This is a genomic window from Serratia sp. C2(1) (genome assembly GCF_036352655.1).
In the GTDB taxonomy this organism is placed as follows: domain Bacteria; phylum Pseudomonadota; class Gammaproteobacteria; order Enterobacterales; family Enterobacteriaceae; genus Serratia; species Serratia inhibens.
In genome coordinates this window covers 231609-255495 of record NZ_JAZFBA010000004.1, presented here as the reverse complement: position 1 = coordinate 255495, position 23887 = coordinate 231609, and the positions used below count along the sequence as shown (strand labels likewise).

Annotated in this window: 22 protein-coding genes; 8 read left to right on the top strand and 14 right to left on the bottom strand. The window is 57.9% G+C overall.

Annotated elements, in window-relative coordinates; translation table 11 throughout:
* Window positions 1-5: 5 nt before the first annotated feature.
* From V2S86_RS20940 to rppH, 8 genes are all read right to left on the bottom strand, one after another.
* Entirely contained in the window at window positions 6-401 is a 396-nt protein-coding gene (locus tag V2S86_RS20940) for a prepilin-type N-terminal cleavage/methylation domain-containing protein (protein WP_330763989.1), read from the bottom strand.
* The gene (locus V2S86_RS20935; RefSeq protein WP_330763988.1) at window positions 391-837 is read right to left on the bottom strand and encodes a YgdB family protein; all 447 of its coding nucleotides are present in this window, start codon (window positions 835-837) and stop codon (window positions 391-393) included. Before V2S86_RS20935 ends, V2S86_RS20940 begins: the two co-directional genes overlap by 11 nt.
* A complete protein-coding gene (locus V2S86_RS20930; RefSeq protein ID WP_330763987.1) occupies window positions 834-1412 on the bottom strand; it encodes a prepilin peptidase-dependent protein in 579 nt (192 codons plus the stop codon). Before V2S86_RS20930 ends, V2S86_RS20935 begins: the two co-directional genes overlap by 4 nt.
* On the bottom strand, window positions 1400-1906 hold the full coding sequence (locus V2S86_RS20925) for a prepilin peptidase-dependent protein (RefSeq protein WP_330763986.1): 507 nt from the start codon (window positions 1904-1906) through the stop codon (window positions 1400-1402). Before V2S86_RS20925 ends, V2S86_RS20930 begins: the two co-directional genes overlap by 13 nt.
* Window positions 1907-2101: 195 nt before the next feature.
* Window positions 2102-2896: a thymidylate synthase gene (gene thyA, locus V2S86_RS20920; RefSeq protein WP_330763985.1), complete on the bottom strand. Its 795-nt coding sequence runs from the start codon at window positions 2894-2896 to the stop codon at window positions 2102-2104.
* Window positions 2897-2903: 7 nt separating this feature from the next.
* Window positions 2904-3776: a prolipoprotein diacylglyceryl transferase gene (gene lgt / locus V2S86_RS20915; RefSeq protein WP_004952282.1), complete on the bottom strand. Its 873-nt coding sequence runs from the start codon at window positions 3774-3776 to the stop codon at window positions 2904-2906.
* Between the two features lie 181 nt (window positions 3777-3957).
* Entirely contained in the window at window positions 3958-6204 is a 2247-nt protein-coding gene (ptsP, locus tag V2S86_RS20910) for a phosphoenolpyruvate--protein phosphotransferase (protein WP_330763984.1), read from the bottom strand.
* Window positions 6205-6216: 12 nt separating this feature from the next.
* Window positions 6217-6747, bottom strand: coding sequence for an RNA pyrophosphohydrolase (gene rppH, locus V2S86_RS20905; RefSeq protein ID WP_006318949.1), 531 nt, complete (start codon window positions 6745-6747; stop codon window positions 6217-6219).
* A gap of 696 nt (window positions 6748-7443) precedes the next feature.
* Between rppH and mutH the strand changes: the two genes are divergently transcribed.
* The 4 genes from mutH to V2S86_RS20885 all read left to right on the top strand — a co-directional run bounded on the left by mutH (window position 7444) and on the right by V2S86_RS20885 (window position 10785).
* A complete protein-coding gene (mutH, locus tag V2S86_RS20900; RefSeq protein WP_330763983.1) occupies window positions 7444-8130 on the top strand; it encodes a DNA mismatch repair endonuclease MutH in 687 nt (228 codons plus the stop codon).
* Window positions 8131-8225: 95 nt separating this feature from the next.
* A complete protein-coding gene (locus V2S86_RS20895) occupies window positions 8226-8942 on the top strand; it encodes a TerC family protein (RefSeq protein ID WP_330763982.1) in 717 nt (238 codons plus the stop codon).
* Window positions 8943-9113: 171 nt separating this feature from the next.
* Window positions 9114-9332, top strand: a complete 219-nt coding sequence (locus V2S86_RS20890; protein ID WP_004952287.1) for a YgdI/YgdR family lipoprotein — start codon at window positions 9114-9116, stop codon at window positions 9330-9332.
* A gap of 412 nt (window positions 9333-9744) precedes the next feature.
* Window positions 9745-10785 (top strand): NADP(H)-dependent aldo-keto reductase, encoded by a 1041-nt coding sequence (locus V2S86_RS20885; protein ID WP_330763981.1) that lies wholly within the window; start codon window positions 9745-9747, stop codon window positions 10783-10785.
* Window positions 10786-10830: 45 nt separating this feature from the next.
* On the opposite strand, the gene lplT is transcribed toward V2S86_RS20885, so the two are convergent.
* The 3 genes from lplT to V2S86_RS20870 all read right to left on the bottom strand — a co-directional run bounded on the left by lplT (window position 10831) and on the right by V2S86_RS20870 (window position 17082).
* Entirely contained in the window at window positions 10831-12027 is a 1197-nt protein-coding gene (gene lplT, locus V2S86_RS20880; protein WP_330763980.1) for a lysophospholipid transporter LplT, read from the bottom strand.
* Window positions 12024-14180, bottom strand: coding sequence for a bifunctional acyl-ACP--phospholipid O-acyltransferase/long-chain-fatty-acid--ACP ligase (gene aas / locus V2S86_RS20875; RefSeq protein ID WP_330763979.1), 2157 nt, complete (start codon window positions 14178-14180; stop codon window positions 12024-12026). The genes lplT and aas overlap by 4 nt, the downstream gene beginning before the upstream one ends.
* A 643-nt stretch (window positions 14181-14823) precedes the next feature.
* Window positions 14824-17082 (bottom strand): molybdopterin guanine dinucleotide-containing S/N-oxide reductase, encoded by a 2259-nt coding sequence (locus tag V2S86_RS20870; protein WP_330763978.1) that lies wholly within the window; start codon window positions 17080-17082, stop codon window positions 14824-14826.
* Window positions 17083-17302: 220 nt separating this feature from the next.
* On the opposite strand from V2S86_RS20870, the gene galR reads away from it, so the two are divergent.
* Window positions 17303-18322: an HTH-type transcriptional regulator GalR gene (gene galR / locus V2S86_RS20865; RefSeq protein WP_006318942.1), complete on the top strand. Its 1020-nt coding sequence runs from the start codon at window positions 17303-17305 to the stop codon at window positions 18320-18322.
* Here galR and V2S86_RS20860 read toward each other — a convergent pair.
* Window positions 18319-18774 carry a GNAT family N-acetyltransferase gene (locus V2S86_RS20860; RefSeq protein WP_330763977.1) on the bottom strand — a complete coding sequence of 152 codons (456 nt, stop codon included), beginning with the start codon at window positions 18772-18774 and terminating at the stop codon, window positions 18319-18321. The two genes, galR and V2S86_RS20860, sit on opposite strands and share 4 nt — an antisense overlap.
* 151 nt (window positions 18775-18925) lie before the next feature.
* Here V2S86_RS20860 and V2S86_RS20855 point away from each other — a divergent pair, with 151 nt between their 5' ends.
* Window positions 18926-19936: a LacI family DNA-binding transcriptional regulator gene (locus tag V2S86_RS20855; protein ID WP_330763976.1), complete on the top strand. Its 1011-nt coding sequence runs from the start codon at window positions 18926-18928 to the stop codon at window positions 19934-19936.
* A 55-nt stretch (window positions 19937-19991) separates the two neighbouring features.
* Entirely contained in the window at window positions 19992-20294 is a 303-nt protein-coding gene (locus V2S86_RS20850; protein ID WP_330763975.1) for a helix-turn-helix domain-containing protein, read from the top strand.
* Window positions 20295-20324: 30 nt separating this feature from the next.
* Here V2S86_RS20850 and lysA read toward each other — a convergent pair whose 3' ends face one another.
* Window positions 20325-21587 carry a diaminopimelate decarboxylase gene (gene lysA / locus V2S86_RS20845; RefSeq protein WP_330763974.1) on the bottom strand — a complete coding sequence of 421 codons (1263 nt, stop codon included), beginning with the start codon at window positions 21585-21587 and terminating at the stop codon, window positions 20325-20327.
* A gap of 136 nt (window positions 21588-21723) precedes the next feature.
* On the opposite strand from lysA, the gene V2S86_RS20840 reads away from it, so the two are divergent.
* A complete protein-coding gene (locus tag V2S86_RS20840) occupies window positions 21724-22647 on the top strand; it encodes a LysR family transcriptional regulator (RefSeq protein ID WP_330763973.1) in 924 nt (307 codons plus the stop codon).
* On the opposite strand, the gene V2S86_RS20835 is transcribed toward V2S86_RS20840, so the two are convergent.
* A complete protein-coding gene (locus V2S86_RS20835) occupies window positions 22637-23791 on the bottom strand; it encodes an MFS transporter (protein WP_330763972.1) in 1155 nt (384 codons plus the stop codon). The two genes, V2S86_RS20840 and V2S86_RS20835, sit on opposite strands and share 11 nt — an antisense overlap.
* Window positions 23792-23887 lie beyond the last annotated feature (96 nt).

Here is a 23887-nt window from a genome sequence, read left to right as displayed (position 1 = left end):
CTCCCTTAAAACATGATATCTGCCGGATTACCGGCGATGCAGTACCAGCGGTTCAATTCAGCCCACTGCCGCTGAGGCGTTTGTATTCTCACCGTCAGCCTTTGGCAAGCGCCTTGCGGGGAGTTCAGCCGCATCTCGCGCTGCCACCCGGACGGCAACGACAGCAGTTCGGCATCCGTGCGACCGGTGGCGGCAAAGACTTCCAGTTGTTGGTGCGCCAACGACCAGGCTTGTCGATACTGCCACTGGCGCTGGAAAGAGTGCAACAGCACCTGATGATACTGTAACAATCCCAGCAGCGACACAGAGAACAGCAATGCGGCAATCAGCACTTCCGGCAGGCTGAACCCCTGTTGGCGCCATCGCTCTGCTGCGGGAGCCACCCGCGCGTTAATCCGCACAGTCCGTTTCTCGTTTTTCGGGGCAAAAATCCAGCCAACCGCCGATTTCCGCCCTTAGCTCAAAGGTACTGCCCGTGCCATCCGGTTTGGTCAATTGATATAACCGCAACGGCTCCCCTTCACTCATCGCCCCGTCACCCCGCACCAGCACAATCCCCGCCTGGGCGGACCATTTGGCGCAGGCGCGCAGCGCTTCGGTTTGCTGGCACCACCAGCCGTTGGCACCTAACCGCTTGCGGGGCCAGGACTGCGCCACGCCCCAACTGAGCGCCGAAGCAGCCTGGTTGTACGCCTTCAGATAGCGCTGTTGATCGGCGGCCAGCAGCAGAGCGCTATCCAGTTGGCGGTGCTGGGCATTCAACAACATCAACCCCATCACCAATAGCAGCATCACTGCCGCCAACGTGCTGCCGCCACGCTGCCCCACCGCACTCATGGTAACGAGGCCATGTTAATCGCCCAGTGCAGGCTGCGCCGTATAGCGTCATCCGCCTTCGAACGCCCGGCAAGTGACAGCATGACCCATGTTTTGCCATTGCTGCCCGCGAGCGATTTGACGCTGAAAGTTTCAATGCGCACTTCGTCATTATCAAGTAGGCGCTCCCAACCCGTGCCGTGACAGTGGGTTACGCCGCGTTGCCCTTCCAGCGCCCCCTGCCGAAGCCGATAACCAAAATATCCGGCGTCTGCGCCGAGCGTTTCCCAATGACCGTTACGGGTGATGTCGTACGCGATGATCACACAACTGCCCGCCGCCTCCCCGGGCGCATGGCCAATCAGCAATGCCCGCCCCCGGCACATGCCTGCGCAGAAACCGGCGCGGCGCAGATCTTTCTCAATGCCGAACGCCAACTGCCGAAGCACCGATTCCAGCCGATAGTGCCGGCCGACATCGACACTGTGCTGTCGCAACACCGGGTAGGTTTTCGCCGCCGCCAGCATAATCAGGCTGCCGAACGTCAACGCCAGCATCACCTCCGGCAGCGTGAAACCGCGCTCTAGGGCTGGCATGCCGTAATCCCCCGGATGTTGACATCCTCACTGCACAGGCGTAGCCGGCCTTTGGCGGACAGCACCAATCGAAGGCTACCTGCGGCATTGGCGAGCACAATATGCCCAGCCTGCGCGTTATTGCGTAATCCATAAAACCCCATCTCCTTTTGGGTATGCTCTGCCAGCCTTACATCCCGGTAATGCGGGCTGAATAGGTCATCGCTATGCCCCTCACACCCCGAAAGTGGCTGATTGCTCCCGATACACCAGGGATCGCCGCTTTTAAACCACAGCAGCGCCGTGCGGTTGCGCCAGTTGGCGTCCGCCTGCATCCGGGTGAGAAACGCCAGCAACTGCTGAGCGGTATGTTCCAGCCGCAAACTCTGCTGATAATAGCGCCACTGGCTGACGCCCCAGCCGGTAAGCATGCCCGCCAGGGTGATCACCACCAGCAATTCAATCAACGTCATGCCGCGCTGGTCTTCAGTATTGAAAGTCAGGTTATCGTTCATGGCGATCAGTGTAATCAAAGCGGTAAAACGGGGAAGTGCGGCTTATTCAGGCTGAAGCGCCCTGCGCAACCTTTCGATGCAACGGGCAGAAAACCAAAATAAAATGCGAAGCGGAGCGCAAACAGGGCCAGGGCGGAGGGAGAAAAAGTAAGGGCGCAACCCGTGCGCCCTTGGGGATAAATCATGCGGCCGATGTCAGATGGCAACCGGTGCCTTGATGGCTGGATGCGGATCGTAACCTTCGATTTCAAAGTCTTCAAAGCGATAATCGAACAGCGAAGCCGGTTTGCGCTTGATCACCAGCTTCGGCAACGCACGCGGTTCGCGGGTTAGCTGCAACCGAGTCTGCTCCATATGATTGCTGTACAAATGGGTATCGCCACCGGTCCAGACAAAATCGCCGACCTCGAGATCGCATTGCTGCGCCATCATATGCACCAGCAGCGCATAGCTGGCGATGTTGAACGGCAGGCCGAGGAACACGTCGCAGGAGCGCTGATACAGCTGGCAAGAGAGTTTGCCGTCCGCCACGTAGAACTGGAAGAACGCATGGCACGGTGCCAGCGCCATTTGATCCAGCTCGCCTACGTTCCAGGCCGAAACTATGATGCGGCGTGAATCCGGATCCTGTTTCAGTTGTTTCAGTACGTTGCTCAACTGGTCGATCTGGCGGCCGTCCGCAGCACCCCATGCGCGCCACTGCTTGCCGTACACCGGGCCAAGATCGCCATGCTCATCTGCCCATTCGTCCCAAATGCTGACGTTGTTTTCACGCAGATAAGCTACGTTGGTGTCGCCGTTCAGGAACCACAACAGCTCATGGATGATGGAACGCAGGTGACACTTCTTGGTGGTCACCAACGGGAAGCCTTCCTGCAAATTGAAACGCATCTGGTGGCCGAAAATCGACAGCGTGCCAGTGCCGGTACGGTCGGCTTTAGGGGTGCCCTCGACGAGCACTTTGTTCATCAAATCCAGATACTGTTTCATTTGTTCCTCACGATAGTTGCTGCTGCGGGCGACGACGATACGCCCAAATCATCATAATAATACCGGCCACCACCATCGGGACGGACAGAATCTGCCCCATGCTGACAACGCCGTCGAACAGGCCGAGCTGAGCATCCGGCTGGCGGAAGGCCTCGACGATAATGCGGAATGCGCCGTAGCCAATCAGGAACAGACCGGATACGGCCCCCATTGGCCGCGGTTTGCGGATAAACAGGTTCAGAATGATAAACAGCACCACGCCTTCCAACAGCAGTTCATACAGCTGGGACGGGTGACGCGGCAGCACGCCGTACTGATTCAGCAATGGCAACAGCTGCGGATCGGCGGCGGCAATGGCGACGTCTTCGCCGCGCGAGCCGGGGAACAACATCGCCCAAGGCGTATCGGTAGTCACGCGCCCCCACAGCTCGCCGTTGATAAAGTTGCCCAAGCGGCCGGCCCCCAGGCCAAACGGGATCAGCGGAGCGATAAAATCGGAAACCTGGAAGAAGGTGCGTTTGGTGCGGCGGGCGAACCAGAACATCACCAGGATCACCCCCAGCAGACCGCCGTGGAACGACATGCCACCGTCCCAGACTTTAAACAGGTAGAGCGGGTTATCCAGGAACAGCGGCAGGTTGTAGAACAGCACATAGCCAACGCGGCCACCGACGAACACACCGAGGAAACCGGCATACAGCAGGTTCTCAACTTCATCCTTGGTCCAGCCGCTGCCCGGCTTGTTGGCACGGCGCACCGCCAGCCACATGGCAAAAACAAAGCCAACCAGGTACATCAGACCGTACCAGTGCAAAGAAACCGGGCCGATAGAGAAAATCACCGGATCAAATTTAGGAAACGCCAGATAGCTATTGGTCATCTATCACCACAACATGTCTATTATTCTTCCCCAACCGGGGGCGGCAGGTGCCAAACGCGCTAAAACACTCTTTTTCGTTGCTTTCAACGCAGTCGAGGAGGCGGATAATAGCATAAGCTTAACCGCCTCCGGACTGACCGGCAGGGAAAAGTTCTGTAAAAAAATCAGTCAACAGCAGCCTTTACTTGCCGCCGCGGATCAAACCGCCCATACCGCGTCGTTCCATAAACGCCGCGACCTGGTGGCGCACTTCGGTGGTCATCTGAGCGCCCAGCACCCGCTGCGCCAGCACTTCGGCGTCGGATAGCTCAATATGCCGCAGCAAATATTTGATACGCGCCACGCTGCGCCCGTTCATGCTCAGGTTACGATAGCCCATGCCCACCAGCAGCAACGCGCCCATCGGATCCCCGGCCAGCTCACCGCACAGGCTCACCTGCAACCCGGCCGAGTTGGCCTGAACGACGATCAGCTTCAACACCTGCAGCATCGAAGGGTGCAGACTGTCGTACAACGCCGCCACGCGGGTATTGTTGCGGTCTACCGCCAACAGATATTGGGTCAGGTCATTGGTTCCGACCGAAATAAACTCAACCCGCCCCGCCAGATGAGGGATCAGGAAAATCATCGACGGCACTTCAAGCATGACGCCAAGTTTGGGTTTCGGGATTTCGTAACCCAGCACCTCTTCCACTTCACGCCCTGCGCGATCGATCAGACGCCGAGCCTCGTCGATCTCTTCCAGGCTGGTAATCATCGGCAGCAGGATACCCAGGTTACCGGTCCCGGCATTGGCGCGCAGCATCGCGCGCACCTGAATCAGGAATATTTCCGGCTGATCAAGGGTAATGCGGATACCGCGCCAGCCCAGGCAAGGGTTTTCTTCGCTGATTGGCATATAAGGCAGCTGTTTATCGGCGCCAATATCCAGCGTCCGCAGCGTGACCGGCTTGTTCGGGTAGAGCTGCAACATGCCCTGATACTGCGCAACCTGCTCTTCTTCCGAAGGGAAGCCGCTCTGCAACATAAAAGGGATTTCGGTTCGGTAAAGGCCGACGCCATCGACTCGCCCGCCCAGCAGCTGTTCGTGTTCCGGGCTGAGGCCGGCGTTAAGCATCACTTGGACACGCTCGCCACTTTTGAGCTGGGCCGGCTGCTCGACGTCGTCTTCCGCCAGTTTGCTTAACTCAAGTTCTTCGCTGATCAGCCGCTGGTATTCCTGAACCAGCACAGGTTCAGGGTCCACCAACAGTTCGCCGCGATAGCCGTCGACAATCAGCAGTCGCTGGCTGAGCAGTGCAGGCTGGATATCCGCGCCCATCACCGTCGGCACGCCCATCGCCCGCACTAAAATCGCCGCATGGGAGTTGGCGGCACCGTCGCGCACCACCACGCCGACCAGTCTGTCCTGCGGCATTTCGGCCAATAGCGTCGCGGTCAGTTCGTCCGCCACCAGCACAAAGCGCGCCGGCCACTGAGTAGCGCCTTGGGTGGTGTCGTCGAGGTGGAACAACAGACGCTGGCCGAGCGCACGCAGATCGCTGGCACGCTCGCGCATGTAAGTGTCTTGCAGGCTGGCAAATTGGGCGGCAAAGACCTCTATGACCTGTTTAACCGCCCATTCCGCCACCGAACCGGCGTCAATTTCGGCGAACAGTTCGCGCTTGAGGCGAGCGTCGTTCAACAGGTGGGAGTACAGATCGAAAATCGCCGCGCTCTCTTTTTGCGAGCTGGCGGCAAAGCGCTTGCTGAAGCGGCGGAATTCCGCGCCTGCTTCTTCCAGCGCCTGCGTCAGGCGTTCCCGCTCGCTCACGGTATCGAGCGTCGAGGCCTTGTAAACCTGATCGAGCGACGGCTGGCTGCTGTCTTGCCAACCTTCCGCCACCGCTACGCCGGGTGATGCCGCCAGCGCCCGGATACGCGTCTGGCGATATTGGCCAAAAATGGCGTTAAGCTGCGACTGCGAGAGGATCCCGGCCATTTGTGTGGCCAGGGTTACCATGAAAGACTCTTCGCCTTCGTCGAACTGGCGCAGTTCGCGCTGCTGCACGACCAACACCCCCAGCAGCTGGCGGCGATGGATAATCGGCACGCCAAGGAAGGATCGGAAACGATCCTCCTTTACCTGGGGTATGTATTTGAAGCTGGGGTGGCTCTGCGCATCCGCCAGGTTTATCGGCTCCGCACGGCGCCCGACTAACCCGACGATACCTTCATCAAATGCCAACGCGATAGCCCGCCCGCGCGGTTTTTTCAACCCGCGCGTCGCCATCAGGTAATAGCAGCGGCGATCGTTGTCCGCCAAATAAATGGAACAGACTTCCGTATCCATCGCCAGACAGGTTTCATTGACCAAAAGATCCAGCGCATCTGTCAGACTGGCCGCCGCGGCCACCTTCTCAACAATTTCTCGCAAGCGCGTGAGCATAGTCGGCTTAACTTAACCTCTCTTCCGGCGATAAGCGGGGGGCTGCTGCCGCTGTGTTGCCTGCTCCTGCATCGGCATCACGGTGACGGCGAATTCTTTCATCACCCGGCGGTAAACGTCGCGTTTGAACGACACCACCTGGCGCACCGGATACCAAAAGCTCACCCAGCGCCAGCCGTCGAACTCCGGCGTGCTGCTGCGTTGCATATTGATATCCGCGTCATTGCACATTAACTGCAACAAAAACCATTTCTGCTTTTGGCCGATACAAACCGGCTTTGTGTCCCAACGCACCAAACGTTTTGGCAATTTATAGCGCAACCAGTTGCGGGTAGAGGCCAGGATGCGCACATCCTTTTTGCTCAGCCCCACTTCTTCGAACAGCTCACGGTACATTGCCTGTTCTGCGGTTTCGCCAGGGTTAATCCCACCTTGGGGAAACTGCCAGGAGTGTTGACCGTAACGGCGAGCCCAAAGGACTTGCCCCTGACGATTACAGATTACGATACCAACATTCGGGCGGTAGCCATCATCATCGATCACCGGACTACCTCGATAAGCTTAAATTCGCATAGATGTCCTGATTGTTTCACACAAGCTACAGGCGGTAAACCACTGCTTTGCAGCACCCTAAACCGGATAACATTGGGATAACTCACAGATAATGGCAAAGTTATAAACAAGCAAGGCGATTTTACGGCGGTTTTATTCACTTTTTCTGTGGATAGGTGTGTGAAGAACTCAAGGGATAAGCCGGTAAAACTCTGGTGAACCCAAAAATGACGCTAAAAGCGATTTAATATTAATTAAATAAAAACAGTGGGATATATTATTATCAACAGGCATCGGTAAGGTAAAAATGTGATCTATGCACGTTAAGGATCTTACCCTGGCGAAAGATCCACCAACGACGTTTTTATCCACAGATTATCCGTATGAGTTACGCACAAAACGGACAATTTCGCAAAAAAGCGCCCGCGTCAAGGCTGTAAATCGAACCAGTGATCGGGAAAAATTTGGGTTATCCCACAAATCTGTGGATAAATAGGTGTAAGATCCTGTTTATTGTCGGTGGCTTCAGGTGCACAAGCACCGGACGAAATTTGTTTATTGCGTGACGGAAGAAAAAAAGTCATGGAAAATCATGCCGCTATTTGTTTATTCCCGCGTCTTTTCCGGTCGATGTTCGCTGTGCACAAATGCAGTACGTTTTTCAACCAAACCTGACGGGCTTGTAATATGGCGTTTTTATCCCCTCTCCCCACTCCGCCGGAAAACGAACAGCGGCTGTTTGAGCGAGCGCAGCAGCTTGCCGGTTTTAGCCTGGGTGAACTGGCTGCACGCGCCCAGTTGCCGATCCCGAAGGATCTGAAACGCGATAAGGGTTGGGTAGGCATGTTGCTGGAGCTTTACCTTGGCGCCATGGCGGGCAGCAAGCCGGAGCAGGATTTTCCCGAACTGGGCATTGAGTTGAAAACCATCCCGATTGACGCCGCCGGCAAGCCGCTGGAGACCACCTTCGTCTGCGTAGCACCGCTTACCGGCAACAGCGGCGTTACCTGGGCCAGCAGCCATGTGCGCCATAAGTTGGCGCGGGTACTGTGGATACCGGTAGAAGGAGAACGACAAATCCCGCTGGCGCAGCGGCGCATAGGATCACCGTTGCTGTGGAGCCCGAATGCCGCTGAAGAAGAGATGCTGCGCCGTGACTGGGAGGAACTGATGGACCTGATCGTGCTCGGCCACGTGGAGCGGATCACCGCACGCCACGGTGAGGTACTGCAATTGCGGCCCAAGGCGGCCAACAGCAAGGCACTGACCGAGGCCATCGGCGAACAGGGCCAGCCGATCCTCACGCTGCCGCGCGGTTTTTATCTGAAAAAAAGCTTCACCGCCGCGTTATTGGCAAGACATTTCTTAATATGATCCTCTTTGTTTAAGCCATGTTTAGCTAACGGTGTCGCCGCATCAATAATCGCGTATAATTCAGCCTTTGCATTTTATTAAGGTGTGGCTTGGCAATGTTCGATTGGATTATGGATCCCAATGCCTGGTTAGCGTTAGGTACGCTGACCATTCTTGAGATCATTCTGGGTATTGATAATATTATTTTCCTGTCTCTGGTGGTGGCCAAACTGCCGAAGGCGCAGCAGAACAAGGCACGCCGTATCGGTCTGGCCGGCGCAATGCTGATGCGTTTGGGGCTGCTGGCGTCTATCGCCTGGGTGATCCGTCTGACCCACCCGCTGTTTACCGTGATGGACCACAGTATCTCGGCACGCGATCTGATCCTGCTGCTCGGTGGGCTGTTCCTGATCTGGAAAGCCAGTAAAGAGATCCACGAAACCATCGAAGGGTCCGATGAAGAGCACCACACCAAAGTGAACGGCTTCTTCGGCGCCATCGTGCAGATAATGTTACTGGATATCATCTTCAGCCTGGACTCGGTGATTACGGCGGTAGGCCTGTCCGATCATCTGTTTATTATGATGGCAGCGGTGGTGATTGCGGTGGGGGTAATGATGTTTGCCGCCCGGCCGATCGGCGAGTTCGTCAACCGTCATCCTTCAGTGAAAATGCTGGCGCTGGCGTTCCTGATTCTGGTCGGTTTCACCCTGATGCTGGAAAGCTTCCAGGTGCATATCCCGAAAGGTTACATCTATTTTGCGATGTTCTTCTCGATGTCCGTCGAAGCACTCAACCTGATGCGTGGCAAGAAAAACCAGACAGTAGAGTAATCCCCACGGGAGCGAGCGAAAGCCGCTCCCGTTCGCATTTTTATCCTTCTTTCACTTCTTCTGCACACTTTCTCTTACCAAGATAAGGACTTATCCGAAACACGAGGTATCCAGAGTTTGCTAATCTTGGGAGAAGGCTCTTTTCTGCATACATAATTGAGGATCGGCAGGATGAAAAAGTGGGTAATGGCAGTTTCTGCGTTGGTAATCGCCGCCGGGCTGACGGGCTGCTCCAGCGATTACGTGATGGCGACCAAGGACGGCAATATGATCCTGACTCAGGGCAAACCCGAGATCGACCAGGATACCGGCTTGATCAGCTATAAAGATGAAAAAGGCAACAACCGCCAAATCAACGGCGATCAGGTTTCACAGGTCATCGAACGTTAATCCCCCTAACTGTGCCCTATGGCTTTCAATTTACGGCTGGGCGCCTAAATAACTGCGTGTAATACCGCTACACCCCAAGCTTGAGGCGGGTGGGCAGCATGCAGTTTAGCCGACCGTTGAGCGCATGGACGCGCGATACGCGCCTCCATGGATGGATTCACGGCGTGTCGGCGCTCTGCATGCTCCTCACCTGTAGCACTCTTAGGCGCAGCTATTTAGATGTAGCTTGAAAGACGACGGGTATATCGCCTCCTCTTCTGCGCGATAACCTTCTCCGCACGGAATCCACTTCCCCCATCTTCACGGCTTGGTTATAGTCGAGAAAGGCGATATCACCGCCTTGCAGGTTATTAGGCTCCTGTTTCACCGGGCGTAAAGGCCCGTAAGCGCTAACATGAAAGGAAGGCCGTTAATGCAATACCACCGAATTCCCCACAGTTCTTTAGAAGTGAGCGTGCTGGGACTGGGCACCATGACCTTTGGCGAACAAAACAGTGAAGCCGATGCCCATGCACAACTCGACTATGCATTAGCCGCTGGCGTCAATCTGATCGATACCGCAGAGATGTATCCGGTACCGCCCCGTCCTGAAACCCAGGGGCTGACCGAACAGTACATCGGCAGCTGGATCAAGGCGCGCGGCAACCGTGAAAAAATAGTGCTGGCCAGCAAGATCGCCGGACCGATACGCGGTACCGACAGCAGCATCCGCCCGCAACAGGCGTTGGACCGCAAAAATATCCGCGCCGCGCTGGACGCAAGTCTGAAACGGCTGAACACCGATTATCTCGATCTTTATCAGTTGCACTGGCCGCAGCGCCAAACCAACTACTTCGGCAAACTCAATTATCAATACACCGACGATAAAGCCACCGTTACCCTGCTGGAAACGCTGGAAGCGCTGACCGAGCAGGTACGCGCCGGTAAAATCCGTTATATCGGGGTATCCAATGAAACGCCGTGGGGCGTAATGCGCTATCTGCAATTGGCTGAAAAACACGAACTGCCGCGCATTGTCTCGATTCAAAACCCCTACAGCCTGCTGAACCGCAGCTTTGAGATCGCTCTGGCGGAGATCAGCCAGCACGAGGGCGTTGAACTGCTGGCCTATTCAAGCCTGGCGTTCGGCACCCTGAGCGGCAAGTATCTTAACGGTGCCAAGCCGGCCGGAGCGCGCAATACGCTGTTCACCCGCTTTAACCGTTATTCTGCGCCGCAAACGCAACGGGCGATTGCCGAATATGTCGCGTTAGCCAAAAAGCACGGGCTGGATCCATCACAGATGGCGCTGGCGTTCGTGCGGCAACAGCCGTTCGTGGCCAGCACCCTGCTGGGTGCCACCACGCTGGAACAGCTGAAAACCAATATCGACAGTTTTGACGTGGTGTTGGATGAAGACGTGTTGCAGGGATTGGAAGAGATCCATACCCGCTTTACCATTCCCGCGCCATAAATAAGTCGGGGCACGCTGGCTGTGCCCCGGCCGCGTTCACTGCCGTTATTTCGCGCCGCGCTGTGAAAACCACAGCGCGGTAATTGCCAGCGCAAACACCACGCCAAAACCAATCCCCACGCCGATCACCGGCACGCTCACTTTCACCGCCAGAGAGTACAGACCCAGCATGAGCAACATGGCGGTATTCTCCCCCAGGTTTTGTACCGCAATCGCATTGCCGGCGCCCACCGAACGTTTACCACGCTCCTGCAACAACGCGTTCAACGGCACAACAAAGAAGCCCCCCAGCACGCCGATCGTCAGCAGCAACGCATAGGCATTAAACAGAGTGGTTTGCAGCGCAAAGATTGCCACCGCCACACCAATCAGGATCCCGGCCGGCATACAGCGTTTCACCGTTTCCAGCGTGACGAAGCGCGCGGCCGCCCCGGCGCCAATCACAATCCCTACCGCCACCATGGCGTTCAGCAGCGTCGGTGTGGCGTTATCGGCGATGCCCAGCGCCACCGGCACCCACAGCACCAACAGAAACCGCAGCGTCACGCCGGCTCCCCAGAACAGGCTGGTGCCAATCAATGAGAAACGTGTCTGGCCGTCGCGCCACAGCACGACGCAAGCGTTGAAGAAGGCGCGGGTCATCGCGCGCGGCGTCCAGGCCGCTGCCGGGTGCGCCGCCGGCAGCCGTGGAATGTACAGGTTGGCGATCACCGCCGCCGCATACACCAGCGCACAGACCGCCAATGCCGCCACAATGTGCCAGTCGGCCAGCACGCCACCGGCAACCGAGCCAATCAGGATCGCGGCAATGGTTGAAGCCTCCATCAGGCCATTGGCCTTGACCAGCTTTTCGCCGCGGGTGATTTCACCCAAAATGCCGTATTTGGCCGGGGAATAAGCCGCCGCCCCCACGCCCACCAGGCTATAACCGAGGAACGGATTAAGCCCGAAACAGATGACCAGCGCGCCGGCCAGCTTCAGACCATTCGCCACCATCATCACCCGCCCCTTGGCGAAGCTGTCGGCGATTTGGCCGACAAAAGGCGCCAGAACGATATAGGTGGCGACAAACGCCATCTGCAAAATCGGTTGGCTCCAGTCGGGGTACAGCTGCTGCTTGATCAGGGCCAGCGTGGCGAACAGCAGCGCATTGTCACCGAAAGCGGACAAAAACTGCGCACAAATCACGGCAATCATGCTGCGCGAAAGCAAAGGTGAGTCGGTATTCAACGACGGGTTCATCGGGCATTCTCCGGTTGTTCGGCCATTTTACGCAGGGTTACAAAGTCCGGTTTACCACTGCCGAGTACCGGCAAGGTTTTAAGGAGACGAATATCACGCGGTACCGCCAGTTCGGGGCTACCCAACTCACGCGCCGCACGCAGCAAGGCTTCGCGGGTGATGCTTGCGTCGGTGGTAAACAGCACCAGCGCTTCCCCCTTGCTGCTGTCGCTTTTCACCGTGGCGGCATGCTGCCCTTCCGGCGCCACGCGCTGTGCCAGCAGCTCCACGCTCTCCAGCGAAACCATTTCGCCGGCCAGTTTGGCAAAGCGCTTTACCCGGCCACGAATGACGCAGTAACCCTGCTCGTCCAACGTGACGATATCGCCGGTGTCGTACCAGCCCGGTTGCAGATTGCCGTTTTCATCTTCCGCCGCCGGCGGTTCCAGTTCACCCGGGCGCTCCACGCGCAGATAGCCTTTCATGATATTCGGCCCCTTCAACTGCAGGCGGCCGCCGTTATCGATGCCCGGCACCTTCAGCAGACGCGCCTCCATCTTCGGCATAATACGGCCCACGGTACCCACCTTCGCCGCCAGCGGAACGTTGATCGACACCACCGGCGCGCATTCGGTTACACCATAGCCTTCCAGAATACGGATGCCGTATTTGTCCTGATAAATCTGTTTGGTGCTGTCCGCCAGCTTTTCCGCCCCGGCCACCACATAACGCAAGCGGGCAAAATCATACGGATGGGCGAAGCGCGCGTAGTTATTGAGGAAGGTGGCGGTGCCAAACAGCACGGTGCAGTTGCGGTCATACACCAGTTCGGGCACCACGCGGTAATGCAACGGACTGGGGTAAAGGAAAATGCGGCTGCCGGTCATCAGCGGGGTCAGCAGCCCAACGGTCAGGCCGAACGAATGGAACAGCGGCAGCGATGACATAAAACGGTCACGCGGGGTGAAATCGGCAATAGTGCGGATCTGTTCAACGTTAGCCAACAGGCTGGCGTGGGAATGCACCACGCCTTTGGGGCTACCTTCCGACCCCGAGGTGAACAGGATCAAGGCGGCATCGTCCGGCTGTTGCGGCAACATGGCATGCGCCGGCTGGAACAAGTGGCGCAGGATCCACAGTTTGTCCGCCAGGCTCAGGGTATCTTTAAGGTCTTCCAGATATACCCAGTTGGCTTCCGGTACCTGTTCCGGCAGGTGAGTCAACTTGCCCTTTTCCAGGAACTGGCGCGAGGTGACAATGGTTTTGATGGTCGCCGCAGTCATCGCGCTTTTCAAACCGTTGGAGCCGGCGGTGTAGTTGAGCATGGCCGGAATACGGTTGCGCAGCGATGCGCCGAAAATCGCCGCGGCGGTGATGGTAGCGTTCGGCAACAACATGCCGACATGTTCACCTTCGGCGGTAAAGCGCTGCAGGATGCGGCTGACGCCCAGCGATTTTTTGATCAACCGCCGGTAACTGTCCTCCTTGAAGGCGATGTCTTCAATGCATGGCTTGTTGCTGCCATAGCGGTGCTGAGCCGCCAGCAGGGCACGGAACAGCGTTTGCGGTTCGCGAGTGTCCATCCGCGCCTGCATCATAATTTGCATCAGCCGGTCACCGGCCAGTGCCCGGCGATCGCGGGCACGCGGCGCTTCCGGCATCGGCAGCGAAGTCGGCGGTAAAATACGGATGCTGATCTGCGGAAACCAGCGGATCTTGAACACGCCGGCCATGCGGCCAAAGGGGCTGAACTCGGCGCCGTCCAGCCGTACCGGTACCAGGGTCGCGCCCGATTTGGCGGCGATAAACGCAGCGCCGTCATAAACCTTCATCAGCGAACCGGTAACGGTGATGCGCCCTTCGGGAAACACCACGATCGGCCTGCCCTGCTCTACCATACGTACCAGGTGCTTGATGGCCATAGGTTTGGTCGGGTCGAGATAGACCAGATCGATATAGGGTTTAAGCCAGCGCATAAACCAGCGATCGCCGATGCTGGCGTAGACTGCAAACACCGGTTTGATCGGCAAAAACAGCGCCAGCAAAATGCCGTCGATAAAAGAGATATGATTAGGCGTAATCAATAGCTTTGGCTGTTCGAAGTGCCGGACATCACCCTCAACGCGAATTCGATACAGCAGGCGGAACAGCGTGCGCAGCACGGAAAGGATCATGCCTTCTCCCTTTAGCCAAGATGAGCGTAAACAGTTGTAGGGAAAAGAATACTATACGGCAGGCAAAAAAAAACCTACGCATCCGCGTAGGTTGGTGCAATTGAAAATGGCTTCAACATACAGAGTATGCTGATTTCTCACCAATCAATACCTCTGGGACCACCTACTCTAGAGAGATGGTGCGCAAGAAACTACCGACGAATCGCAAGAGTTCTGCTCTAAGTGAAACCAGCTGTAAATTTCCCGCAGTTTACGGTAATAACTCAATGAAACTTAAACAATCCTGGGAGGAGGCCGATACAAAATCGGATCTTGTGCAGGCGGGATGGGAAGGCATAAGGCAAAAAAAAACCTACGCATCTGCGTAGGTTGGTGCAAATTAATATGGGTTCAACACACGAGTTGTTGAGACTCACCAATCAATACCTCTGGGACGTACAATTTACCCCCTTGCGTCGAAAACCAGCCAGCGGGCAATCGCAACATTAGGGCGCAAAGTGTAACCAGCGGTGTATACCCGCCACCGTTGAAACTTCAGCATCCTTGGCTGCACTCGGTTGCGATAGGAGAGCGAATATGCGCTCCCCGATGAATGCGGGCGCAACATGCAGCGCCCCTACGCTGGCAGGAAAGGTGTCGATGTTTATCGCACGCTTACCTCAACCAGACAGCTCATGGCATTCGGCCCTTGCGTCAACGGCGAGGTGCCGATATCCAGCGTCAAAACGTTCGGGTTGCCGGACTGCTCCACCGCCAGGCGCTGCGCGCCAAAGCCCGGGTCGAACCAGGCTCCGGTGGCCATCAATACCACGCCGCGAGTGACGCCGTCGGTAATGGCAACGCCCGCCAGACAGCGACCGCGCACATTGCTGACTTCCACCTCGGCCCCCTCGGCAATACCGCGCGTTGCCGCATCCTCAGGGTGCATATACAGCGTCTCTCGGCCCGCCGTTTTATTGCCTTGCGCCAGTGGCGCCGGATCCATCTGGCTGTGCAGACGATCGCCCGGCTGGATGGAAATCAGGTGCAGCGGCCACTCTTTGGCCTGCGGCGCGCCCAGCCACTCGACCGGCGGCTGCCACTGCGGATGCGGTGCAAAATCCGCATAGCCGTAACCGGCGATTTTCTCGCTGAACAACTCAATTTTGCCGCTTGGCGTTTGCAACGGATTGGCCTGAGGATCGGCGCGGAAACCGTCGAAGAACACAAACTCCTTCGCCGGTACCGGCAACTCTACGTGGCCTTTACGCCAGAAATCCGCGAACTCCGGCCACTCGACGCCGGTACCCGCCTGCGCCTGCCCGCACTGCTGGTAGATAGATTCGATCCAGGCCTGTTCGTCGCGGTTTTCGGTGAATTGTTCACGGTAACCGAGCCGCTCCGCCAGATCGGCGAAAATATCAAAGTCGTTGCGCGCATGGTGTTGCGGCGCTATCGCCTGATGCATCGCCAGCACATAACGATCGCGCGATGAACCCCCGATGTCGTTGCGCTCCAGCGAGGTGGTGACCGGCAGCACGATGTCCGCCATCTTCGCCGCCGACGTCCACCAGATATCCTGCACAATTACCGTATCCGGCTTTTGCCACCCTTCCACCAGCCGGTTCAGCTGTTGATGGTGATGGAACGGGTTGCCGCCGGCCCAGTGAACCAGATGAATATCCGGATAGTGCAGCGTTTCCCCACGGAACGAGTAAGGTTCGCCGGGTTGCAACAGCATGTCGCAGATGCGCGCCACCGGGATCGCCAACCCGCAAGGATTGTGGCCCACCGGCATCATCGGCCCCGGCGTATCCACCCGCGGGTTGCCGACGCCGTTCATTGAACCGTGGCCAAACGAGAATCCGCCGCCCGGCAGGCCGACCTGGCCGAGCATCGCCGACAGGGCGATCATCATCCAGTACGGCTGTTCGCCGCGATGAGCGCGCTGAACCGAGTAGGAACAGGTAATAAAGCTGCGTACGCCGATCAATTGCTGCGCCAGCAGGCTGATGCGCGCCGCCGGGATGCCGGTGATGGCACTGGCCCATTCCGGCGTTTTCGCCACGCCGTCGTCCGTGCCGCGCAGATAATCCGCCAACTGCTCGTACCCCACACAATGGCTATAGAGGAAAGCCTCATCCTGCGCGCCCCGGCGCTGAATTTCATACGCCAACGCCAGCATCAGCGCCACGTCGGTATTGGGGCGGATCGGGATCCATTCGGCATTCACAAAGGCCGGGCAATCATCGCGCATCGGGCTGATGTTGATCACCGGGGTGCCTTTCTGCGCCAGCTTCTGCAGCCAGGGTTTGAGCGTATGTTCTGCTGCGCCGCCGGAGGCTATCTGGGCATTTTTCAACGCCAGCCCACCGAAGGCGACAAACAGCTCGCAATGTTCGACCACGCTCGGCCAACTGGTCACGCGCCCGGTCAGAGGGGTAAAGGTGCCGATCACGTACGGCAAGAAAAACTGCGCCGCGCCCCAGCTGTAATTGCCCAGTTGATCAACGCCACCACCGCCGCTGAAATAAAAACACCGCACCAGCGAGCGCGCGTGATGCAGGCGCCCGGCGGATGACCAACCATAGGAACCGGTAAACAGGCCGGAAGGGCCGTAGCGATCGCGCACGCGGCGGTTTTCTTCCGCCACCAGATCGAGAGCGAGATCCCAGTCCACTTCGACAAAATCTTCCCGGCCACGCAGCGTGCGGTCGCTGCCCTCGCGCTTCTGCAGCCAGGAACGGCGAACTGCCGGCTTGCGGATGCGCTTGTCGGAGTAGACCATGGGCGCAATGGAACCAAGCAGCGGGGAAGGATCCTGATCGTCGGCGAAAGGCTCACAGCGGATAAGCCTGCCGTCTTCAACCACGGCGGTATACGCCCCCCAGTGTGCAAGTTGCGGGTAACGTTTAATGGACATGAGGTTCTCGGGCAATCAATAGATGCACAAAAATAACATCAGCCGGCGCAGGGTTCCAAAGCACAAATTGCTCTATCACTGTACTCTGCGGGCCTAAGCGCACATTAAATCGCACATATCTGCAACGGCCACCACAAGTTGCGATCACCACCGCTTGCAGCCCCGGGCTTTTTCCGCAAAACTGGGGAATGTAAGCGATTACCCAGGATGTATTACAGATATGGCTACGATAAAGGATGTTGCCAGGCTGGCGGGTGTTTCCGTGGCCACGGTGTCTCGCGTAATAAACAACTCCCCGAAGGCCAGCGAAAGTTCGCGCTCTGCGGTGCTGGCGGCGATGGAACAACTGCAGTACCACCCTAACGCCAACGCCCGCGCGCTGGCGCAGCAATCAACCGAAACGCTTGGGCTGATCGTGTCCGACGTTTCCGACCCCTTCTTTGGCGCCATGGTCAAGGCAGTGGAACAGGTGGCCTACGCCACCCACAACTTCCTGCTGATTGGCAACGGTTATCACGAGGCTGAAAAAGAGCGTCAGGCGATTGAACAACTGGTACGGCACCGCTGTGCCGCGCTGGTGGTTCACGCCAAAAAGCTGACTGATAACGAACTGAGCGGCTGGATGCAGCAGATACCGGGCATGGTGCTGATAAACCGCACGCTGCCGGGTTTTGAGGCACGCTGCGTGGCGCTGGACGACCGTTATGGTGCCTGGCTGGCCACCCGCCATTTGATCCAGCAGGGGCATCAACGCATCGCCATTGTCTGCTCCACCCACCAGATTTCCGACGCGGCGGACCGTCTGCAGGGCTATCTCGATGCGTTGCAGGAGCATGGCATTGCGGTGGATGAAAAACTGATTGCCTACGGTGAGCCGGATGAGATTGGCGGTGAACAGGCGATGACCGAGTTGCTCGGGCGCGGCAAGCACTTCACCGCAGTGACCTGTTATAACGACTCAATGGCCGCCGGCGCGCTCTCGGTCTTGAGCGACAACAGTGTGGACGTGCCAGGTCAAATGTCATTGATCGGTTTTGATGACGTGCTGATTTCACGCTACCTGCGGCCACGCCTGACGACCATCCGCTATCCGGTGGTAGCGATGGCGACCCAGGCTGCCGAACTGGCGCTGGCGCTGGCCAACAACCAGCCGCTGCCGGAGATCACCAACATGTTCAGCCCGACGTTGGTACGGCGTCACTCCGTTGCCAGTATCAATAACGTTTACGAGCAGAATTAAACCAGCGCCCGGTGGTACAACCGCACCGGGCGGTCCGGATAATCCAGCGCGTCGCCGATGTAATGCCAGCCGTGGCGTTCGTAATATCCGCTGAAGTCGCTGTACAGATACAGTTCACTGAAGCCCGCGCGCCGGCTGTAGTCCTGCACGTGTTGTTGCAACCTCAGGCCCAGATCGCTGCCGCGCTGGCTTTCATCCACGTACAGCGCCGCCAGCCAGGGGGTCAGATCCTGGCGGCTAATCAGGTCGCAGCGCCACAGGCCGACGGTGCCCACCGGCTTATCTTCTTGCAAGGCAATAAAGGTGATCGGTAAATCCGCTCCCCGCAGGCCGCTTTCTACCACGCTGACGAAGAATGCCCGGCTGTTCTCGCAGCCAAACGCCCGCCACTGCCAGTCAACCACTTGTTGCAGGTACTGCGGGTAATCCGCCAAAGGCACAATGTTAATCATATTTCCGCATCCTCTCGTTGCCCGCCAGCAGTCTAGTGCCGTTCCGTCACCGCGTAAACCCGATGGCAAAAAGCCCCGCAGCCAAGGGCTAACCCTATGCTAAACTGAGCGTTATTTGCCGCAGCGGATGTTGAAAAGGGGTTAGCCACTGATGATCACCATGTTGGATGTTTCCCTTCGCGCTGGGGTATCCAAAGCCACGGTTTCACGCGTGTTAAATGGCACCGGCCAGGTGAAAAAAAGCACCCGCGACGCGGTGTTCAAAGCGATGGACGAACTGGGTTACCGCCCGAATTTCCTCGCCCAGTCACTGGCGAATAAAAGCTCCAACAGCATCGGGTTGGTGGTATCCAACTTCGACGGCCCCTATTTCGGGCGTCTGCTGCGCCGGGCCGCCAAGCTTATCGAGGCCAGCGGCAAGCACCTGATAGTCACCGATGGCCACGATACGCCGGAAGATGAACTGCAGGCGGTGCAGTTATTGGCCGATCGCCGCTGCGACGCGATCATTCTCTATACCCGTTTCATGTCCGAATCAGCGTTAATGGCCCTGCTGGACAGCCTGCCGATACCGATCATGGTGATCAACCGCGATCTGCCACAGGCACGTGCGCGCTGTGTTTTCTTCGAACAGCAGCAGGCCGCCTTCCAAGCGGTGGATTATCTGATTCAACAGGGGCACCGCGAGATCGCCTGCATCACCGGCCCTATCGCCACCCCCACAGCCCAGGCGCGGCTGGCGGGTTATCGCCAAGCACTTGAGCAGCACAAAATTGCCTTCGACGATGCCCGCGTGGCCTATGGCGACAGCAGCGTGCAAAGTGGCTATCAGGGCAGCCGCAGCCTGCTGGCCGGCGATGCCGGTTTCAGTGCGCTGTTCGCCTGCAACGACGATATGGCCGTCGGTGCGATGAAGGCGCTGCACGAAGCGGGCAAGCGCCTGCCGCAGGACGTCTCGTTATTCGGTTTTGACGACGAGCCGAGCGCCGCCTATTTACAACCCGCGCTATCCACCGTTTACCTGCCGATCGACGTGATGATTGAAGCGGCTATCAGCCAGGCTTTCCGCCTGATCAATGGCGAAAACCTTCCCCCGCTTTCCCCGTTCACCGGCGAACTTCGGCTGCGCGACTCCGTAGCTCCTGGCCCCTACGCCGATTGATATTCTCGGGCGCCAAACGCTGTTCACATCATCTGGCAACCCAGAGGTAACGCATATGGCCAAGCCTTTATCAAATCTGATCGATAAACTCGATCCCACCGTCGTTGCGGCAGCCCGGCAAAAGGCGGAGAAAGAAATTTTTGAACTGCGGCTGGCGATGCTGCGAGAAGAACTTGCGGTGTCTCAGGTAGAACTGGCGAAACGGCTTGGCATCAGCCAGCCGTCGGTCGCTAATCTGGAAAAACGCGGTAATGAAATAAAACTCTCTTCACTGAAACGCGACATTGAAGCCACGGGCGGCACGCTTTCGTTAGAGGTTGAGCTGCCCAACGGCCAGCATCGGCGGATGGCACTCTGAGATGGGCGCAGTGCGCTACGCCCATCGGCATCAGATCAGTTCCAGCGCAATCAACTCTTCAATGGTCTGCCGGCGACGGATCAGCCGTGGCTCACCCTTCTCGAACAACACTTCCGGCAGCAGCGGACGACTGTTGTAGTTTGAAGACATCGAAGCGCCATAGGCGCCGGTATCATGGAATACCAGATAGTCGCCTACCTGCACCGGCGGCAACTCGCGGGTTTCAATGCCGCCACCGGCCTGTTGGGTGAACACGTCGCCGGATTCGCACAGCGGCCCGGCAATCACGGTGTCGCGCAGCGGCTGATGCTCGGTATTGCGGCCATCGGCCGGCAGCAGGGAAATATGGTGATAGCTGCCGTACATCGCCGGACGCATTAAATCGTTGAAGCCGGCGTCCACCAGCACAAAGTGGCGGCTGCCCATGTCTTTCACCGCACGCACCTCGGCGACCAACACTCCGGCTTCCGCCATCAGGAAACGACCGGGCTCGATCTCCAGGCTCACCGGATGACCCAGATGGGCGGCAATGCGCTCGCGCGCGCTGTTCCACAGGCCAAAATAGTGTTCGGTATCAATCGCCTCTTCGCCGTATTGATAGGGAATCGACAGCCCGCCGCCGGCAGAAATCGCACTGATATCATGACCCAGCTCGATCACCTGCTGCACCATGGCGTCACACACGCGCTCCAGATGCTGGTAATCCACGCCCGAACCGATATGCATATGCACACCGATCAGCTTCAGGCCGTATTGCTGAATTTTTTCCACCGTCTGCGGCAAATCGGCATACCAAATCCCGTGCTTGCTGTTCTCGCCGCCGGTATTGGTTTTCTGGCTGTGGCCGTGACCAAAGCCCGGGTTGATACGCAACCACACCGGATGGTCAACGGAAACCTGGCCCAGTTGATCCAGCATGTCGATCGAACCGACATTGACCGGTATTTTCAATTCGCTGACGCGCGCCAGCGTCGCGTGGTCCAGTACATCGGCGGTGAACACGATGTCGCTTGGCTCACCGCCCGGCTGAAAACCGGCCTGCAGCGCACGTTCAATCTCGCCCAGCGAAACAGAATCCACCTTAACGCCCTGTTCGCGCATCAGGCGCAGAATATGAATATTCGAGCAGGCCTTTTGGGCAAAACGGATCACGTCAAAATGGCGCAACTGGCTGATACGCTCGCTGATGATAGCCGCGTCATAGACCCAGACCGGGCAGCCAAAACGCTCAGGCAAGGCCAGCAGGTTAGCGGCGTTGAGGGCGGTAGTCGTGTCGTGCAAAGCGCGTGGCATGGTGATGTTCCCGGATCAAAAATGTGAGTGAAGTCATGTCGTCAATAGTGCCGCACTCTTTCTCGCGTGGAAAATATCTATTTAGCCGAAGTCTATTCATTTATGATATGGACTTATCCGTTCATGGAGCGCGCCGATGCACGCAATTACCCTGCGCCAGATTGAAATTTTCCATGCGGTGATGACCACCGGCAATCTGACTGAGGCCGCAGCGCTGCTGCAAACCTCTCAGCCCACCGTCAGCCGTGAGCTTGCGCGTTTCGAAAAACAGCTCCAATTGCAGCTGTTCGATCGGCTGCGCGGGCGTTTATACCCGACGGTGCAGGGCTTGCGGCTGTTCGAAGAAGTGCAGCGCTCCTATTACGGCCTGGAACGCATCGTCAACGCCGCTTCAGGCATCCGCCAGTTCCAACAGGCGCAGCTTTCCATCGCCTGTCTGCCGGTATTTTCGCAGTCGCTGCTGCCGGCAGTGTGCAAACCCTTTATCGATCGCTACCCGGAAGTCAGCTTCAGCGTGATACCGCAGGAGTCGCCGCTGCTGGAAGAGTGGTTGTCGGCACAGCGCCACGATTTGGGCCTGACGGAAAACACCCTGACCCCGGCGGGCACCGAGCGGATGACGTTGATGACGCTGAACGAGGTGTGCGTCTTGCCGGCCGGGCATCCGCTGTTGGCGAAAGCGGCGCTGACGCCGCAAGACTTCGACGGGCAAAACTTTATCAGCCTGTCGAACACCGACAGCTACCGTCAGTTGCTCGACTCGCTGTTTAATGAGGAAGGCGTTAACCGCCGTCTGATCATGGAAACCCACAGCGCGGCATCGGTATGCGCCATGGTGAAAGAAGGTGTGGGGTTGTCGATAGTGAACCCGCTGACGGCGCTCGATTACGCCAACGGCGGCGTGCACGTACGGCCGTTCAGCGTTGAAGTGCCTTTTACCGTCAGCCTGATCCGGCCGCTGCACCGCCCGTCATCGGCGCTGGTCACGGCCTTCATTCAGCATATGCAGCAGCAGGCGGAGGCTCTTCCCGTCCGCCTGGCCGCAGTGATTAAGCGCTAGCCGGCCGCTTGGCGCGGCTGAAAGTCACCAGACACAGCACCAACCCCAGCAGCGCAATCGCCGCAGCGGCCAGCGGCACGCTGGTCAGCCCCATCCCCTGGGCGATCACCACGCCGCCTACCCAGGCACCGATGGCATTGCCCACGTTAAACGCGGCGATGTTCAGCGTGGAAACCAAGTTCGGCGCCTTTTTACCGTAGGTCACGACGTTGATCTGCAGCGCCGGCACGGCGGCAAATGCCGCGGCCGCCCACAGGAACAAGGTCATTTCCGCCGGCACCATAGAATGGCTGGTCCAGCTGAACAGCGCGGCAAAGAAGGCAATCACCAGGAACGTGCAGGTCAGCGTAACCGGCAAGCGCCAGTCCGCCAAACGGCCGCCGACGATATTGCCCAACGTCAAACCTACGCCCATCAGCAATAGCGTCCAGCTTACACCCTGCGATGAAATGCCGGTCACTTCAGTCAGCAACGGCGCGATATAGGTAAACAGCGCAAACATCGACGCGGCAAAAGCCACCGTCATCAGCAGCGAAAGCCAGATGCCGCCGCCGCGCAGGGCCGCCAGTTCTTTTTTCAGATCGGTTGGCGCCTCATCCTCCACCGCCGGCAGCTTGCTGTACAGCGCGAGCAGGGACAGCACGCCGATGACCGCCACCGCCCAGAAGGTCGAGCGCCAGCCCAATGCCTGCCCCAGCGCGGTGCCGAGCGGCACCCCCAGCACGTTGGCCAGCGTCAGGCCGGTGAACATCAGCGCCACAGCGGAAGCACGGCGATTCGGCGGCACCAGATTGGCGGCCACCACCGCACCTATGCCGAAGAACGCGCCGTGACACAACGCGGTGACAATGCGCGCCAGCATCAGGAAATCGTAGCTGTAACCCAGGGCGCACATGATATTGCCGAAGATAAAAATCACCATCAGCAACAACAGCGTATTCTTGCGCGGCAACTTCGCCGTCAGCAGCGCCATGATGGGGGCACCGATCGCCACGCCAAGGGCATAGCCACTGATCAGCCAACCGGCTGAAGGAATAGAGACCTGAAGATCCCCCGCCACCTCAGGCAGCAGCCCCATAATCACGAATTCGGTGGTGCCAATGGCAAATGCACTTAACGCCAGTGCAAGCAGAGAAACAGGCATGTGTAACGCTCCCAATCAACAAAGCCCCGGCATCAGGCGCACGGGGCCGGTAAAAACTCACGGAATTGCCGGACAGCCTGACAGACTGCCCATGAA